Consider the following 13,291-nt stretch of genomic DNA (forward strand, 5'->3'; position numbering starts at 1 on the left):
ACCTTCCAACTTCGTCAACCCTCTTTCTGTCCCGGCGGCTTCTTTTTAATGATCTGAAATGTATGTGTGGATTTAATTCGACATAGTTCCAGAATCTCCTTCTTTTCGCCACGCAGAATCAGAAAGACAGGCTGCGTCATTGTCATGTCTGAAGGTTTTAAATCCTGGCCAAGAATGCCGCTGATCCTCATAGTATTGAAATGAATCACGCTTTCTTCTCCCCGAATGCCTAACAAGTCGATTTCTTCCCCAATAAAAAGATGATATGCCACCGCATCCTGAGGCTCCAATTTCAGAGCAACCTCCGCATAATCCTGAACAGGCTCAAGGCTGATTCCTTCCCGCGTCAATAGTTCCCCCTGCCTGATCAGCCGAGAGGACCAAGCGGGCAGCACTAATTCCGATGCCTTGATCATCCATGGCTCCATAGATGATTCCGCTATTTTGACTAATGAAAATGAGTCTGCAGTCAAAACTTCGTTGGGATACACTTCTGCTTTGGCGATCAGAACCTCGTGAAATTTCTCAGAAGCCGTGGCTGCTCTCATCAAACTTATTTGAAGTGCCATAGTCACAATCATGAGCCCAAAAGTCCATATAATCAGCCTTTTTTTCAAATCCTCGCCCTCCTTCACCGATCTATTTCTATTTCGCGGTCCAGATGAATCTTGATATCCGTTGCTGAAAACCCCATTTCTTTCGCCAACTGTTCCATCAAAAACGAGGGTTGATGAGGAAACGCGACGACCAAATGGAGGATGGGGTCGTCGCGCATTGTTCCAGAAGGACACAGACCGGAAGGGTGCCATGAAAGAGCCTGAATTTCCACCGCACTGTCAAACTGGGCAGCAACTTCTTCTGCCATAACGCTCTCCAAGTCTGCGCCAAAGGCCGCTACAGCCCCGGACGCATAGTTATTGTCGAGCTCTGTTTGAACCCTCTCAGAAGCACTTTTCAGCGCACTTTCAGACTGACTGAAGCGTATGTAAAACAAGTAAAATTCAAAAGCAGCAACAAAAACGAGAATCAGGATGAGAACTATCAGCATGGACAACGACAAAACCTCCAGCCCTATGAAGCCCCCACGGTTCAGTTTAAAATTTTTCTGCATACGACAAATCTCTCGAAACGGTACGCATAGCGCCGGTCACTAAATGCCATCCAGGTGCTCAGCAACCTCCCCTTGATTTCACCGGTGACCAGAAAACGCGCCCGATCCCCTCGTTTTAATGTTGCCATAGGTTCCGCATTGACTTCTGCCATAATTAATCCCGCATCGTTCAACAGCTGCACCAAATCCGCCTCATCTGACGCTTCAAAGGTTTGGCTGAGCGCCATCTGTTCGCTGAAAGACGCGCAGATCGTGTCCAGCTTGGCTTTTGTCACCACAGGCATCAGCATTTCAAACAGTGCCATGCCTGTTCCAAGCACAAACACCAGGCAAAACCCAACCAAAATTAGACCACCCTCACGCATTTAGGTTACTGGCATCGACGTTTTGAATACGGTTGACTCAATGGTATTCCACCATCCAGATAAAGCACCCACCATATCCTCCACCAGAGTTTCCATGCTCGGCATAACTATGACTGCAGCCAGCACAATTGAAACTACAATCCCAATTACCATATCCACTGCGAACTGACCCTTGTCGTTGTTGAGATTCTCGCCTATAAACGCTTTTAGACCTAATAATGCTTTGATGATTTCTACGTTCAAATGAATGCCTCCTTTTAATGGTTGTCACACTTGTTGTCTTTTTCTCCTGTCTAAATAAATAATGACTCCAGCGCTTCCATCATCTGAAGCACCAACGGGATTGCAATCACTGCAAAAGCAACACTTCCTGATGCAGCAATCAACAGGATCAGATTGAATTGGATCCGTTCCTGTTCTAATGCCACTGATTCCAAATATCTTTGGATCATCACCTCCTCCTGTCTTTGAATGAGCTCCACCGATTCTCCGGATTCAATACCCTGTCTGAGAATGGTGAGCAGCGTCTCTGAAGCTTTTACAGGATAACGCAGGGTCAATTCCTTTGAAGCGCGTTCAAAATCCAAGGTTCTGAAATACACGCCTGTGAAAGCATTCAGCGCGTTCCTCATCTCCTTATCCGGCGCAGCCAGATGCACATGTCTCAGAATTTCTACGGCTGAATGGCCCGCAAGCAGCTGAGTGCACAGAAAACGGTAAATTTTGTACAGGTTCATATTGAACCTGGCTTCAAAGTCTCTTTTATACTGCTTAAGCCGACCCCTTCTGATCAGTTCAACCAAGATCCATACCGGCAAAGCTCTTGCTGGATTAATGACTGCTGCAGAGGCCGGCAGCACTACGTTGATTATTCCATAACCATAAACCAGTTTTTTTGCCTCTTCCGCAGAATAGCCCGCTTGTTGATAGAGGCTCATATTTTTTATCATCCAGCGCCTGAGCGGATTTTCCGAGCTTCTGACATGGCCCTGTTTCTCTGAAACAGAGCCAAATATTGCCACCTTCTTGTACCATTGTTTTTTTAAGCCCCATTCAGCCAGCGCATAGGCCGTTATTAGATCCCAGCATGTCAAGGCAATGGTCGTCGTCATGAGGAACACTTTGATCATCTCCTTGTCCCCCTTTTAGATCCCGAAAAAATTGCGAGGCACGTGGTTAATAAGATCATACAGGATAGACCCGCTGTGATATTAAGCCCTGCTGAGCTTTCCAAATAAAACCTTCTGACGTGAGGTTGATCAGAGATCATCATCAGAAAAAGTGCAATACCTGTAACATCGAGTAAAAATATTGTCATTTTAAACTTTCTGTTCTCAAGTCGATTTTTATTTCGTTCTAAAAAGAGTCTGTAGGATTCCTTTTCGAAGCTGTCAAAGAGTTTTACCAGATCACCGCGGTTTCTCGCCGAGAACTTAAGGTGGATCATGAAATCCCTGAAAATTGGGATGTCCAGAGCCAACGAGAAGTCATCAAAGGCTTTTTCCAGCTCCATCCCATGTTGAACAGATTGAAGAAGACGTTTTAATGCTAACTTCAAAGCTGGGGTCAACGGCTCCTCAGAAACTCTCGACAAGCACTGGATCAAGTCCGGATGTATGGACGCCCAGCGCTTCAACATCCCGAACATCAAGGATAAGGAGGCTTCCTGGTCTGCAATTATTTTCTGAATGACAAGTTCAATAGAAAGTATGGGCAGTGCCACACCGGTCAAAAAACCTACACTCCCTATTAAGTGGCTGTTTGTCATCCCTCGCAGACTGACATAGCCAATAATTCCGGCCAGAAGTGTCACCGCTGCGAGATTGTGTGCATTTGCCCAGGGTGTATCATAGACAATCCTAATGGGCATCCCGTAATGTCTATCGATTTTCTGCATCCAATCAATATTTGATATGCCGCCCATTCCAATAATCATCATTCCACAGCTGAGAGCCAGCATGAGAACCGGCAAATAGTAGACAGACAGTATTTACGACCTTCTTTCATAGAGGATTTTAAAGTTTGGAACCGCCTCTGTACCAGCTTCAGGCCGCAAAACCTCTGCTATACGCTCCACCTTGAAATTTCTCATATAGATGACTCGGTCCAGACTGGAGGTAATAACCTTCATGGCAGTTTTTTCCGAGATCCCTCTTTGTGACAAATCAGAGAGCATCATAATTCTGATGGGGGTTTCTTCTATCCCGCCACAGTGAAGGGTCCCCATAATTCTATGGTCGGTATATCCCGCTTTGATGAACTCCCATGCCTCAGGACCTGTCAACTCCCCTACAACATAGCCGTCCAGACTCATGGTCAAGCCATCACGGACAAGGTGCTCCAGCGTCACTCGAAAGCCAGGCTGTCTATGCCTGACAATTCTCTGTACGACAAATGTGGGACTGTCCGGAAAAAGTTCAGTTTCAGATTCACAGATCAGCAGGCGCTGAGTTTCACCTATGTTGTTTAATAGAGCTCTCAACAAAGTTGTCTTCCCCGACCCGCCCTTTCCAACTATGACAAACCTTAGATCCGACTGTGCCAGCCGAGTCATTATTTCATATGAATCTTGATCGAGCATCCCCATGTTCATCAGCGTCTGTAAGTCATAGCTGGAGAATCTGTGCTTACGAATGCTTAAAGACGGCCCGCCCTGACTTCTTGGTGCAATAGTCGCATTAATTCTCAACCTCAATCCGTCATCCGAAACCCTGGCATGACTGTCTGTTTCGTTTAAAAGGCCACCATTCCGTATGACTATCAGCTTGCAATAGTTTTCAAATTCGCGGGCAGACTCAAATTTTAAGGGCAATCTGAATGCTTCGCCCGACCGCTTCACATAGAGATGATCGTATCTCGTCACGATCAGATCTGAAACAGATTCATCCTCCAGAGAACTTTGTAGAATGCCATAACCAAACATATGATCCATAATCTGCTTAATCATTTTGTCTCGTCTGGCCAGATTTCCAAGGCGATCTACAATCCTGACCACTTCCGTTTCCAGGACACGCCTTTCAACACGCTTTCCTTCCACATCAGCCAGTAAATCCGAGTGATGCTCGACCAATTCCTCAATGACACTGATGATCTCACGATCAAATCTACGTCCGGGTTCAGAAGCTATCGGCTCAATTAATGGTTCATGAAAGCTTTTTAAAACTCCCATTACCTCTATCCCCTCATTTCATGCAATAGTTTGAGAATAACCTTTTCATGTGCCTCTGCCACAGAACGGTCCATCATTGGGCCATACATCCTGCCTTCCATCCGCGCCTTGTCCCGCTTCAAACTGGAAGGGATCCTGCCCAAATAGCGCGACCCTGTCAAAGCGTCATAATCTTCAGCGGACAAACTGCGATTCTCATTTGAGTCAAACGCTACGAATTGATGCTTCAAACGATCAATTCTTTGTCGTTCAGTAACATACGCCGCAGAAGAAGCTGCAGATCTTAAAGCAAGAACACCTCCCGAGACCGGAACCAGATTTTTATCCGACATTAATAAGCTGACCGCGGTAAAGGCATCATAGATAAAGGCATTGACCAGCAAAATCACCACTTCAAAACAAGAGTCAATCCGCTCCAAGAGCTTCATGAAATCGTCTTTGTCATAGTACTCATAGTCATTGAGGTTGTAACTGCCGGTCAAAGCGTATAAGTCTTGGTTGCCCTTGATTCTGGCACATGTCCCAAGGATCTTCTCCGACGTCAGGCAATTTTTTCTGATTGCATCCAGCAGTACATTGAGTCCCGTCGATTGATAGGAATCATAACCCTCAAGTGAATCTGACAGGGTTTTTCGCACCTCAAGAAGTAAGTCCAAGGAGGGAGACAGCCTGTCCGCATCAATGATGAGCGTTCTTTTTTTAAACCTTTTCGAAAAAATCCAACCAAGCTCACTGCCGTATTCGCTATTTCCAAAAACACACAGTTTTAACCTCTGGTTCAAAAATTCAGGTCGTTTTTCAGCGACCTTAAAGATGCCGTCAAATCGCTGAAGCAATTTTTTCTTTTCCGTGATATGTATGCCTCGCATTAAGGATTCTGCCTCATAACGCCTAAGGTCCGGTGCCTCAGCTATTATTCGGCTTATCTCGTCAATACGCTCAAAATCAACAATGCCCTCAAGCCCTAAAGCATCAGATCGCTCATAAACACTTCTGATGCGGTATAGCCTTTCAACGAAGCTTCCCGCTTCGAGGGCACTTAATTCAACAAACTCATCAAAGCCTGACAATATCAGCTGTCCATCAAATTCAGAATTTGGCAGAAGTGCAATCCACTTCACTTCAGACCACTTCTGACGTAGGGTTTGAATTGATGGCCACAGACCTGCCAATCGTTCCTTGGTCACTTCAAATAGCACTGTACGTACCGGCGCACACTCCAGAAGTGTCGTGACCGAATCCAGCTCAGTCCGGATGGCTAACTCTAAACCTGAACCTATGCGATCTTGTACCTCGGACATCATAGCTTTTACAAGTCCTACTGTTGAATGAGATTCATACCAAAACAATGTTATCATGCGATCGCCACTTTCCAATTTTTAACATTACTATACTTAAATATCCATATATTGTCAATAGTAATATTTTTACATTTCGCTGCACTTTCCTCCACAGCTCTGTTTTTACACAAAAAAGACGAGGAAAATGGCACCTATCACCATTTTCCTCGTCAACTCTTAAGTTTAAATTTTGAACTATTCCTTTGAACCGATCAACTCAGGCTCAGCCGGTTCGTCTTCTGCGCCTTCTTTCACTTCCTCTTCCTTACTAGGTGCGCTGACAGCGAGCACAGTCAGGTCGAGATCCGTCAGCAGCGTGACTTTTTCCATGTTTTCGAAGACGAGATCCGAAACCCGAACGACATCACCAAACGCCATTCCTTCGACATCTACATAAACATGCTCAATCAAATCAGATGGCAAAGCTTCTATTTCAATTTCAGTCAGATGATCCTCCAAAATCGCGCCAATTCTTTCGATGTATTCACGATTCTTAACCAGAATAGGTACTGGGATCTTGACGGTTTCGTTCGCTGAAAGTTCTTGGAAATCGACATGAATCAGCTGATCCTTTAAACCTCTGCGCTGAAAATCCTTGAGGACTACCATAGCTGATTTCCCATTGATTTCAACATCAAGAGTCGATCCCTTCGTATGGTACATCAGGAAACGATCCATTTGTTTGCGGTCCAGCTTAATACTTCTGGTCTCCTTGTTATGACCATAAATGACTGCGGGTACATAGCCTTGGGTTCGGATATATTTGATTTTATTCTTTCCGACCTCTGTCCTAAGATTTGCTTGTATCAATTCTCTCATGATGCTACCTCCTTATATCATTATGTTCAGAAGTATACATACCCCAAAAACCCTCATTTAACTCGGTTTTACTCGATCCATTGAAGGATTTCTTTAACATCCGCGACACGTCCGCTAACCTTGAGTTTTTCATCAATCACCAGACCAGGCGTTTTCATGACGCCATATTTCAAAATGTCCCTGAACTCAGTCACTTTGACAACCTCAGCCTCAAGGCCTTTCTCAGCTAAAGCTTTCCTGACATTTTCTTCAAGTTTATAACAGCTGGCACACCCTGAACCCAAAACTTTTATAATCATGATTTTCCCTCCTGTTTTTAAATAAATAGCGCATCCATGGCATTAAATGTATAGCCCATGATAATTATGCCGATGGTGACAATAGACACAAACACTACAAGAAGCTTTCTTTGGACCACTTGGCTCAGCATGATCATTGAAGGAAGTGACAACGCCGTCACAGCCATCATGAAGGCAAGAACTGTACCTATTCCAACGCCCTTTAAAAATAATGCCTCGGCGATTGGAAGCGTCCCAAAAATATCCGCGTACATTGGGATCCCAATGCCTGCAGCAAGAATGACTGCAAATGGGTTTTTCTCGCCAATTACTTGCTCAACTACAGAGACAGGAATCCAGTTGTGAATCAAAGCACCTATGCCAACACCAATCAAAACATACTTCCATACCCTGTGAATGATTTCAGACACCTGCTGCTTCGCATACCGCCATCTGTCGGAATTCGTCATTTCCATTTCTTCAGAATTGACGTCCGGAAGTTCTCGTACATAAGCCTCAATGTATTGCTCCATCCCCAGCTTGTCAATCAGAGTACCACCGACAATCGCAATGATCAAACCAACTATGACATAAGCCACCGCAACCTTGACACCAAAAAAACTAACCAGAATCAGAACAGAAGCCAAATCTACCAGAGGTGAGGAGATCAGAAAGGAGAAGGTAACTCCTATGGGGAGCCTGGCTGCAGTGAATCCCATAAAAATTGGTATGCTGGAACAGCTGCAAAATGGCGTCAAAGTACCCAGCAATGCCCCGAGAATATTGCCGCGTATACCTTTGATCCCGCCCAACAGGCGTTTTGTTCGTTCTGGAGGGAAATAACTTTGAATATAGGATATGGTGAATATCAAAAAAGATAACAAAATAAAGATCTTAATGGTGTCGTAAAGAAAAAATTGCACACTGCCACCAATTCTATCAGCAGTTTCAAGTCCCAGAACATTTTCAACAAAGCTTTGAACCAGGTTGTTCAGCCAGACCATTTTTAAAATCTGATCGTTAAACCACGCACCTAGAGCCGACATATAATCCACCTTCTATCCTATAATTTAGTAAGAACTGAGCATTGATTCAGATATTTTTCCGCCATTCCAAGTCTTTCTTGATCCTGAATCAGAATATTGTCATCAGCAGCCTCATGAGACAGAAGTCTCAGAGACTCAATCATGACATGATCATCCCGGTTCAAGGAATAATAGATAAATTGATCTTTTCTGTCATCCCTGACAACGCCTAGATCCTTAAGCTTTCTCAAGTGCTTTGATATTTTGGGCTGAGTTTCTCCCAAGATCCCCTGAAGTTGGCAGACACACAACTCTCGCTGTAATAAAACCATTAATATTCTTAGCCTTGTTTCATCTGACAGCGCTTTATAGCGATTGATCATTTGATCCATGACAGCCTCCTGAAGTTAGTCATATGTCCGTTCTCGTATATCCCTTTTTTAGTATATGCAATAATCGGCATATTGTCAACTTTATTTCCCGGGAAATATCCGAAAAGTGTCGTCTCCTCAAAATTTTGAATAAAAAAAACTGCACTTACCGTGCAGTTCAGGTTTTCATATATGATATTTTAGTCCAATCTTCTTCTGCCTTCAATAGCCTTCATTAATGTCACTTCGTCTGCAAATTCAAGATCTCCGCCAACTGGTATACCGTGGGCCAAGCGCGTTATAATGATCCCCGTCCCCTTTAGGAGCTTGGAAATATACATTGCAGTCGCTTCACCTTCAATAGTTGGATTTGTGGCGATTATAATCTCGTCAACATCATGTTTTTGCAGCCTTAGAATTAATTCTTTGAGTTTGATGTCTTCTGGTCCAATGCCATCCATTGGTGAAATCGCACCGTGCAGGACATGATATAAGCCATGATATTCTCTTGTCCTTTCAATGGCAATAACATCCTTGGGTGATTCAACAACACAAAGGGTTTTTTGATCCCTCTTTGCTGATGTACAAATAGGGCACGGATCAACATCCGTCATATTAAAGCAGACTGAGCAAAAGATTATCCTCTGTTTGGCATACATGATCGCTTCCGCAAGGGAAGCGGCTCGATTCTCTTTTTCATTGACCAGATAAAACGCCAGGCGCTGGGCAGTTTTTCTTCCGACACCAGGAAGCTTTGCCAGCTCGTCAATCAGTAAATTCAGTGGCTGGGGCAAATAGACCATGTCGTTTGCCTAAAAAAGACCGGGGATATTCATACCACCCGTTACTTTGCCCATTTCTTTGGAAACCGCTTCTTCAGCCGTTCTCAACGCCTCGTTGACACAGACCAATATCAAGTCTTGAAGCATTTCAACATCCTCCGGATCGACCACTGAAGGATCAAGTGTTATCGAAAGGATCTCTTTCTTTCCGCTTACTTTGACAACTACTGCACCGCCACCGGCACTTGCTTCATAATTTGCTTTCTCAGCTTCTTCCTGTAGTCTCTGCATGTCTGCCTGCATTTTTTGTACCTGTTTCATCATTTGATTCATATTCATGCCACCTGGCATCATTGGACCTTTTCCTTTAGCCATTTTAGTTCCTCCTTTAAAATGTTAATCCATTCTACTTTTAGTTTAACTTATAAAACAATTGTCCCTTACTTATCCTGAATTTCAAGTAAATCTGCCATATCTCCGAGAAGAGATTTAATTCTGTCTTCAGTTGATGGCCCTGAAATCGACCCTTTGTCTGGAATAACTTCGATCATAAACCCTACTGGATGACCGACAACACTCCTGAACGCCTCCTCAATGACTATCCGATTCGGCTCTTCACTCAACTTTTTGATATGCAGATCATGGACAGCCTTAAAACCAACGACTAAACGGCCCTTATCCATTTTTAAAGGTGTTCCGTCCACAAGAAACGCATAAACACGACCATTATTCTTTTGTAAGTATAACAGAATCTCCGGCCACAATCGAAGTACTTTCTCAGGATCAAGCGCTGAACTCGTACTTGATATTTCATCCGTTTTTTTCTGTTCTGCCTTTTCTGCCTGTATCACCGAATCAGAGGCAGACTTAGATTCACTCAGAATCGGCTCAAGTCTTGAATTAGGATTAAGGATCTCCGGCTTTGACGCCTGATAGGCTGGATGTTCGTCAGCAATAGTGTTATTTGATCCGCTTATTGATAAACCTTCTCCTGACGCCATCAGCCGCTTTAGAGCAAACAATTCTGCCTCTAATTTTTCAAGCCGCTCTATGGCGTCCGCAGCTGCGATAGATGCAGGGGTCATTGCTTTCAATAAACCTGTCTCTAAAAAAATCAGCGGGTTTTGCGCGTATTTAATCTGATTTTCAATCATTGACAACGCTTCAAGCAACTTTACAGCGCCGTTCAATCCAAACATCTTCGCCTGTGCTTTGACGCGGTCTGGCATTAATCCAGAAAATTTTAACATTTCCGGATGATCCGGCGCTGCTGCCGTCACCATGACATCGCGAAAAGCCAGTGTCATATCCCTGCAAAATGATTGCAAATTCGCCCCACTTACTGAAAGTTGGTTAAGGCTGTCTAGCACCAAGTTTCTTTCGCGCCTTCCAATTTGATCAATCAAATCCATCATGAAATCAACGCCAATCAAGCCGAGGATTCGATCCACATCCTCTGCCCGAAGCAAATCAGCCGTTGACGTGAGGCAACGGTCGAGGAGACTGAGGGCATCCCTGACTGCACCATCCGCCCTATTGATTATTTTGTCTAAAGCTTGTGTTTCATACACCATACCCTGAGACTCACAGATCAACTGCATTCTCTCCATCAAATCTTCTTTGCCCACTCTTTTGAATTCAAATTGCTGGCATCTGGATTGAATCGTTGCCGGAATCTTATGGGGTTCAGTCGTTGCAAGTATAAAAACGGCATACTCAGGAGGCTCTTCGAGTGTTTTAAGCAAAGCGTTGAAAGCACTTGTCGAAAGCATATGAACTTCATCAATTATATAGACTTTATACTTGCTCCTTGATGGCGGATACTTAACATTTTCCCTAAGCTCTCGAATATCATCCACACCATTATTTGATGCAGCATCCATCTCAATGACATCCATCAACGTCTCATCTAAAATTGACAAGCAAATCTCGCATTTGTTGCAAGGATTATAATCTTTTCTTTCCGGGCAATTGATAGCTCGTGCCAGTATTTTGGCAGTGGAGGTCTTCCCTGTGCCTCGAGTTCCGGAAAAAATATAAGCATGGCCGAATTTGCCGCGTTCAATCTGACTGCGTAGAGTATCTACTATGGCCTTCTGTCCAATCAGATCTTCAAAGACTTTTGGTCTCCACTTCCTGTATAGCGCAGTATAGCTCATGGCAATTCGCCCTTTCTAAAACGATTAATAATCTGATAATGCTTTCTCTATTATAACAGAAGACTTCGTGAAGTAAAAAAAAAGAGAGCTTCCGCTCTCATTTTTGCTTTTACCTATTAACGCGCACCCGGCTGTGAAATCAAAATCATATGAATTCCCGCAGCCGCAAATACTATCAGGCACCCTTGCGGCACATAGAACGATCTGCTTACCGCTGCTTTCTTCCGAACCTGACGGGGTTCACAGGGTGCTATTGCGCAAGACCCGACAGTACCAGCGAACTGCGGGAAAAGCATAGTCTTAATTTCTCATCCGGGTTCGGACCCTGCTTGCAGCGGATTGCAGGTTATAGGGTTCCGCCAGGCTCCCAATCCATGCGCGGTTAACGACTTAAATAAAATGGCGGAGAGGGCGGGACTCGAACCCGCGGGGCGGTTAAGCCTTACACGCTTTCCAGGCGTGCCCCTTAGCCAACTCGGACACCTCTCCACTTTATCTGTATTTTGTGCGCAGCTTTTCGAAAAATCCACTCATTATCTGAGCACATTCTTGTTCCAGAACGCCCTTTCGCAGCTGAACCCTGTGATTGATTCTCGGATCCTCAGACAAGTCATACAGCGAGCCAAAAGCTCCAGCTTTCCAGTCCTGAGCGCCGTAAACCACTCTCAAAATTCTAGCTTGATAAATTGCGCCTGCACACATCAGACAGGGTTCTATTGTAACATACAACGTACTGCCTGTCAACCTCCATGAATTAAGATATTCTGAGGCATTTGTCAAAGCTATCATTTCGGCATGTAATTGAGCATTTTTTCCCAATTCTTTTAAATTGTGCCCTCTCGAAATGATCACACCACGTCTCACGATCACCGCGCCAATGGGAACCTCACCTTTTGCAGCTGCTAATCGCGCCTCGTAAAGCGCTTCATGCATGTACATTTCATCATGCAGCATACTTACCTCCAGTGTCAGGTTTGTGCCGTACCATGTTTGAATATCAACATGGTACGGCACAGCTTTGGCGCACTCGAAAGGAGTCGAACCTTCGACCTACCGCTTAGGAGGCGGTTGCTCTATCCTACTGAGCTACGAGTGCATAGTGAGACAGCATCGTAAAAGTGGCTGAGCCGACAGCTACTTTACTATGTTAAAGAATTCCACACGATTTGTCAACGCCGAATCCATGAATCCTTGGTAAGTTTACGCCTGTTAGGCATTCGGCATACAAAGTTCCCGCCAAATAACCGAAATATCGGTCTCTGGCTTTGATCACCTCCAGGAAACCACTATTTAAATAAGTTCTATTCTCGTTGCCATCACATCCAAATTGCGATGCATGGCATCGAAGAGCGTCCATTTTTAAATCATAGACAGTTGAAATGTCGTAGGTCACAGAGACATCAGCGACATCATTGATATAGTACATGTAAACCACTTCAGGACGGTAGGCTTTCAGCCCTTCACATTCAAATTTTACAAGCCCTGCTGACCAGCAAGCTTCCCGAAGTAGCGAAGCGCCATTTCCATGATCTGGATGGCGGTCATGCAGGTAAGGATAAAAAAGCCGCTTAGGTCTTAGACGTCTGATGAGTGATACAATTTGAGACACACTTTCGTTGTCAGTCTTTATGCCGCGGTCACTCATTTCAAGATTTAATCGCTCATCCGCTCCAATCAAATGAGCTGCTGACATGCTTTCATTTCTTCTGCCTTCAGGTGTACCATTACTGGCCATTTCGCCAAGAGTTAAATCCACCATGACAATGTGCGCACCCCTTTGTGCTTCAGAAATCAGGAGCCCACCAATTCCTATTTCAATGTCATCTGGATGAACCCCAAATGCAAGAATATCGCACTCCATATGATTCCTCC

Annotated in this window: 17 protein-coding genes, 2 tRNA genes and 1 other RNA gene; all 20 read right to left on the reverse strand. The window is 44.4% G+C overall.

Annotated elements, in window-relative coordinates; translation table 11 throughout:
- Positions 1–14: 14 nt before the first annotated feature.
- Positions 15–617 carry an SAF domain-containing protein gene (locus OEL90_RS03455; protein ID WP_300687122.1) on the reverse strand — a complete coding sequence of 201 codons (603 nt, stop codon included), beginning with the start codon at positions 615–617 and terminating at the stop codon, positions 15–17.
- A gap of 14 nt (positions 618–631) precedes the next feature.
- Entirely contained in the window at positions 632–1,111 is a 480-nt protein-coding gene (locus OEL90_RS03460) for a hypothetical protein (protein WP_291404514.1), read from the reverse strand.
- Entirely contained in the window at positions 1,090–1,455 is a 366-nt protein-coding gene (locus OEL90_RS03465; protein ID WP_291404513.1) for a hypothetical protein, read from the reverse strand. Before OEL90_RS03465 ends, OEL90_RS03460 begins: the two co-directional genes overlap by 22 nt.
- 21 nt (positions 1,456–1,476) lie before the next feature.
- Entirely contained in the window at positions 1,477–1,719 is a 243-nt protein-coding gene (locus OEL90_RS03470; protein WP_291404512.1) for a hypothetical protein, read from the reverse strand.
- A gap of 50 nt (positions 1,720–1,769) precedes the next feature.
- On the reverse strand, positions 1,770–2,606 hold the full coding sequence (locus tag OEL90_RS03475) for a hypothetical protein (RefSeq protein ID WP_291404511.1): 837 nt from the start codon (positions 2,604–2,606) through the stop codon (positions 1,770–1,772).
- Positions 2,603–3,412 (reverse strand): type II secretion system F family protein, encoded by an 810-nt coding sequence (locus OEL90_RS03480; protein WP_291404510.1) that lies wholly within the window; start codon positions 3,410–3,412, stop codon positions 2,603–2,605. The genes OEL90_RS03475 and OEL90_RS03480 overlap by 4 nt, the downstream gene beginning before the upstream one ends.
- Before the next feature lie 54 nt (positions 3,413–3,466).
- Positions 3,467–4,645 (reverse strand): ATPase, T2SS/T4P/T4SS family, encoded by a 1,179-nt coding sequence (locus OEL90_RS03485; protein WP_300687126.1) that lies wholly within the window; start codon positions 4,643–4,645, stop codon positions 3,467–3,469.
- 5 nt (positions 4,646–4,650) lie between these two features.
- Positions 4,651–6,003: a hypothetical protein gene (locus OEL90_RS03490; protein ID WP_300687128.1), complete on the reverse strand. Its 1,353-nt coding sequence runs from the start codon at positions 6,001–6,003 to the stop codon at positions 4,651–4,653.
- Between the two features lie 177 nt (positions 6,004–6,180).
- Positions 6,181–6,804: a 50S ribosomal protein L25 gene (locus OEL90_RS03495; protein ID WP_291404507.1), complete on the reverse strand. Its 624-nt coding sequence runs from the start codon at positions 6,802–6,804 to the stop codon at positions 6,181–6,183.
- 68 nt (positions 6,805–6,872) lie between these two features.
- Entirely contained in the window at positions 6,873–7,103 is a 231-nt protein-coding gene (locus tag OEL90_RS03500) for a thioredoxin family protein (protein WP_291404506.1), read from the reverse strand.
- Positions 7,104–7,120: 17 nt separating this feature from the next.
- Complete coding sequence (locus OEL90_RS03505; protein ID WP_291404505.1) at positions 7,121–8,128, reverse strand: permease; 1,008 nt, start codon at positions 8,126–8,128, stop codon at positions 7,121–7,123.
- Between the two features lie 17 nt (positions 8,129–8,145).
- Entirely contained in the window at positions 8,146–8,499 is a 354-nt protein-coding gene (locus OEL90_RS03510) for an ArsR/SmtB family transcription factor (protein ID WP_291404504.1), read from the reverse strand.
- A gap of 179 nt (positions 8,500–8,678) precedes the next feature.
- Entirely contained in the window at positions 8,679–9,281 is a 603-nt protein-coding gene (gene recR / locus OEL90_RS03515; protein ID WP_300687129.1) for a recombination mediator RecR, read from the reverse strand.
- Positions 9,282–9,290: 9 nt separating this feature from the next.
- A complete protein-coding gene (locus tag OEL90_RS03520; RefSeq protein ID WP_291404502.1) occupies positions 9,291–9,635 on the reverse strand; it encodes a YbaB/EbfC family nucleoid-associated protein in 345 nt (114 codons plus the stop codon).
- 65 nt (positions 9,636–9,700) lie between these two features.
- Positions 9,701–11,419 carry a DNA polymerase III subunit gamma/tau gene (dnaX, locus tag OEL90_RS03525; RefSeq protein ID WP_291404501.1) on the reverse strand — a complete coding sequence of 573 codons (1,719 nt, stop codon included), beginning with the start codon at positions 11,417–11,419 and terminating at the stop codon, positions 9,701–9,703.
- 120 nt (positions 11,420–11,539) lie between these two features.
- An RNA gene (gene ffs / locus OEL90_RS03530) (signal recognition particle sRNA large type) lies at positions 11,540–11,800 on the reverse strand.
- Between the two features lie 19 nt (positions 11,801–11,819).
- Positions 11,820–11,908 (reverse strand) — tRNA-Ser (locus OEL90_RS03535).
- Between the two features lie 3 nt (positions 11,909–11,911).
- Positions 11,912–12,373: a tRNA adenosine(34) deaminase TadA gene (tadA, locus tag OEL90_RS03540; protein WP_291404500.1), complete on the reverse strand. Its 462-nt coding sequence runs from the start codon at positions 12,371–12,373 to the stop codon at positions 11,912–11,914.
- 65 nt (positions 12,374–12,438) lie between these two features.
- Positions 12,439–12,515: transfer RNA gene (locus tag OEL90_RS03545), tRNA-Arg, on the reverse strand.
- Between the two features lie 51 nt (positions 12,516–12,566).
- The gene (gene bshB1, locus OEL90_RS03550; RefSeq protein ID WP_291404499.1) at positions 12,567–13,280 is read right to left on the reverse strand and encodes a bacillithiol biosynthesis deacetylase BshB1; all 714 of its coding nucleotides are present in this window, start codon (positions 13,278–13,280) and stop codon (positions 12,567–12,569) included.
- Positions 13,281–13,291 lie beyond the last annotated feature (11 nt).

Source organism: Acidaminobacter sp., assembly GCF_030247605.1.
In the GTDB taxonomy this organism is placed as follows: domain Bacteria; phylum Bacillota; class Clostridia; order Peptostreptococcales; family Acidaminobacteraceae; genus Acidaminobacter.

What these genes read in the sequence shown, in the direction of transcription:
- OEL90_RS03460 (WP_291404514.1), bottom strand. Translation starts at nt 1,111, where the DNA reads ATGCAGAAAAATTTTAAACTGAACCGTGGGGGCTTCATAGGGCTGGAG.
- OEL90_RS03475 (WP_291404511.1), bottom strand. Translation starts at nt 2,606, where the DNA reads ATGATCAAAGTGTTCCTCATGACGACGACCATTGCCTTGACATGCTGG.
- OEL90_RS03480 (WP_291404510.1), bottom strand. Translation starts at nt 3,412, where the DNA reads ATGATTATTGGAATGGGCGGCATATCAAATATTGATTGGATGCAGAAA.
- OEL90_RS03485 (WP_300687126.1), bottom strand. Translation starts at nt 4,645, where the DNA reads ATGGGAGTTTTAAAAAGCTTTCATGAACCATTAATTGAGCCGATAGCT.
- OEL90_RS03490 (WP_300687128.1), bottom strand. Translation starts at nt 6,003, where the DNA reads ATGATAACATTGTTTTGGTATGAATCTCATTCAACAGTAGGACTTGTA.
- OEL90_RS03495 (WP_291404507.1), bottom strand. Translation starts at nt 6,804, where the DNA reads ATGAGAGAATTGATACAAGCAAATCTTAGGACAGAGGTCGGAAAGAAT.
- OEL90_RS03500 (WP_291404506.1), bottom strand. Translation starts at nt 7,103, where the DNA reads ATGATTATAAAAGTTTTGGGTTCAGGGTGTGCCAGCTGTTATAAACTT.
- OEL90_RS03505 (WP_291404505.1), bottom strand. Translation starts at nt 8,128, where the DNA reads ATGTCGGCTCTAGGTGCGTGGTTTAACGATCAGATTTTAAAAATGGTC.
- OEL90_RS03510 (WP_291404504.1), bottom strand. Translation starts at nt 8,499, where the DNA reads ATGGATCAAATGATCAATCGCTATAAAGCGCTGTCAGATGAAACAAGG.
- recR (WP_300687129.1), bottom strand. Translation starts at nt 9,281, where the DNA reads ATGGTCTATTTGCCCCAGCCACTGAATTTACTGATTGACGAGCTGGCA.
- OEL90_RS03520 (WP_291404502.1), bottom strand. Translation starts at nt 9,635, where the DNA reads ATGGCTAAAGGAAAAGGTCCAATGATGCCAGGTGGCATGAATATGAAT.
- dnaX (WP_291404501.1), bottom strand. Translation starts at nt 11,419, where the DNA reads ATGAGCTATACTGCGCTATACAGGAAGTGGAGACCAAAAGTCTTTGAA.
- tadA (WP_291404500.1), bottom strand. Translation starts at nt 12,373, where the DNA reads ATGCTGCATGATGAAATGTACATGCATGAAGCGCTTTACGAGGCGCGA.
- bshB1 (WP_291404499.1), bottom strand. Translation starts at nt 13,280, where the DNA reads ATGGAGTGCGATATTCTTGCATTTGGGGTTCATCCAGATGACATTGAA.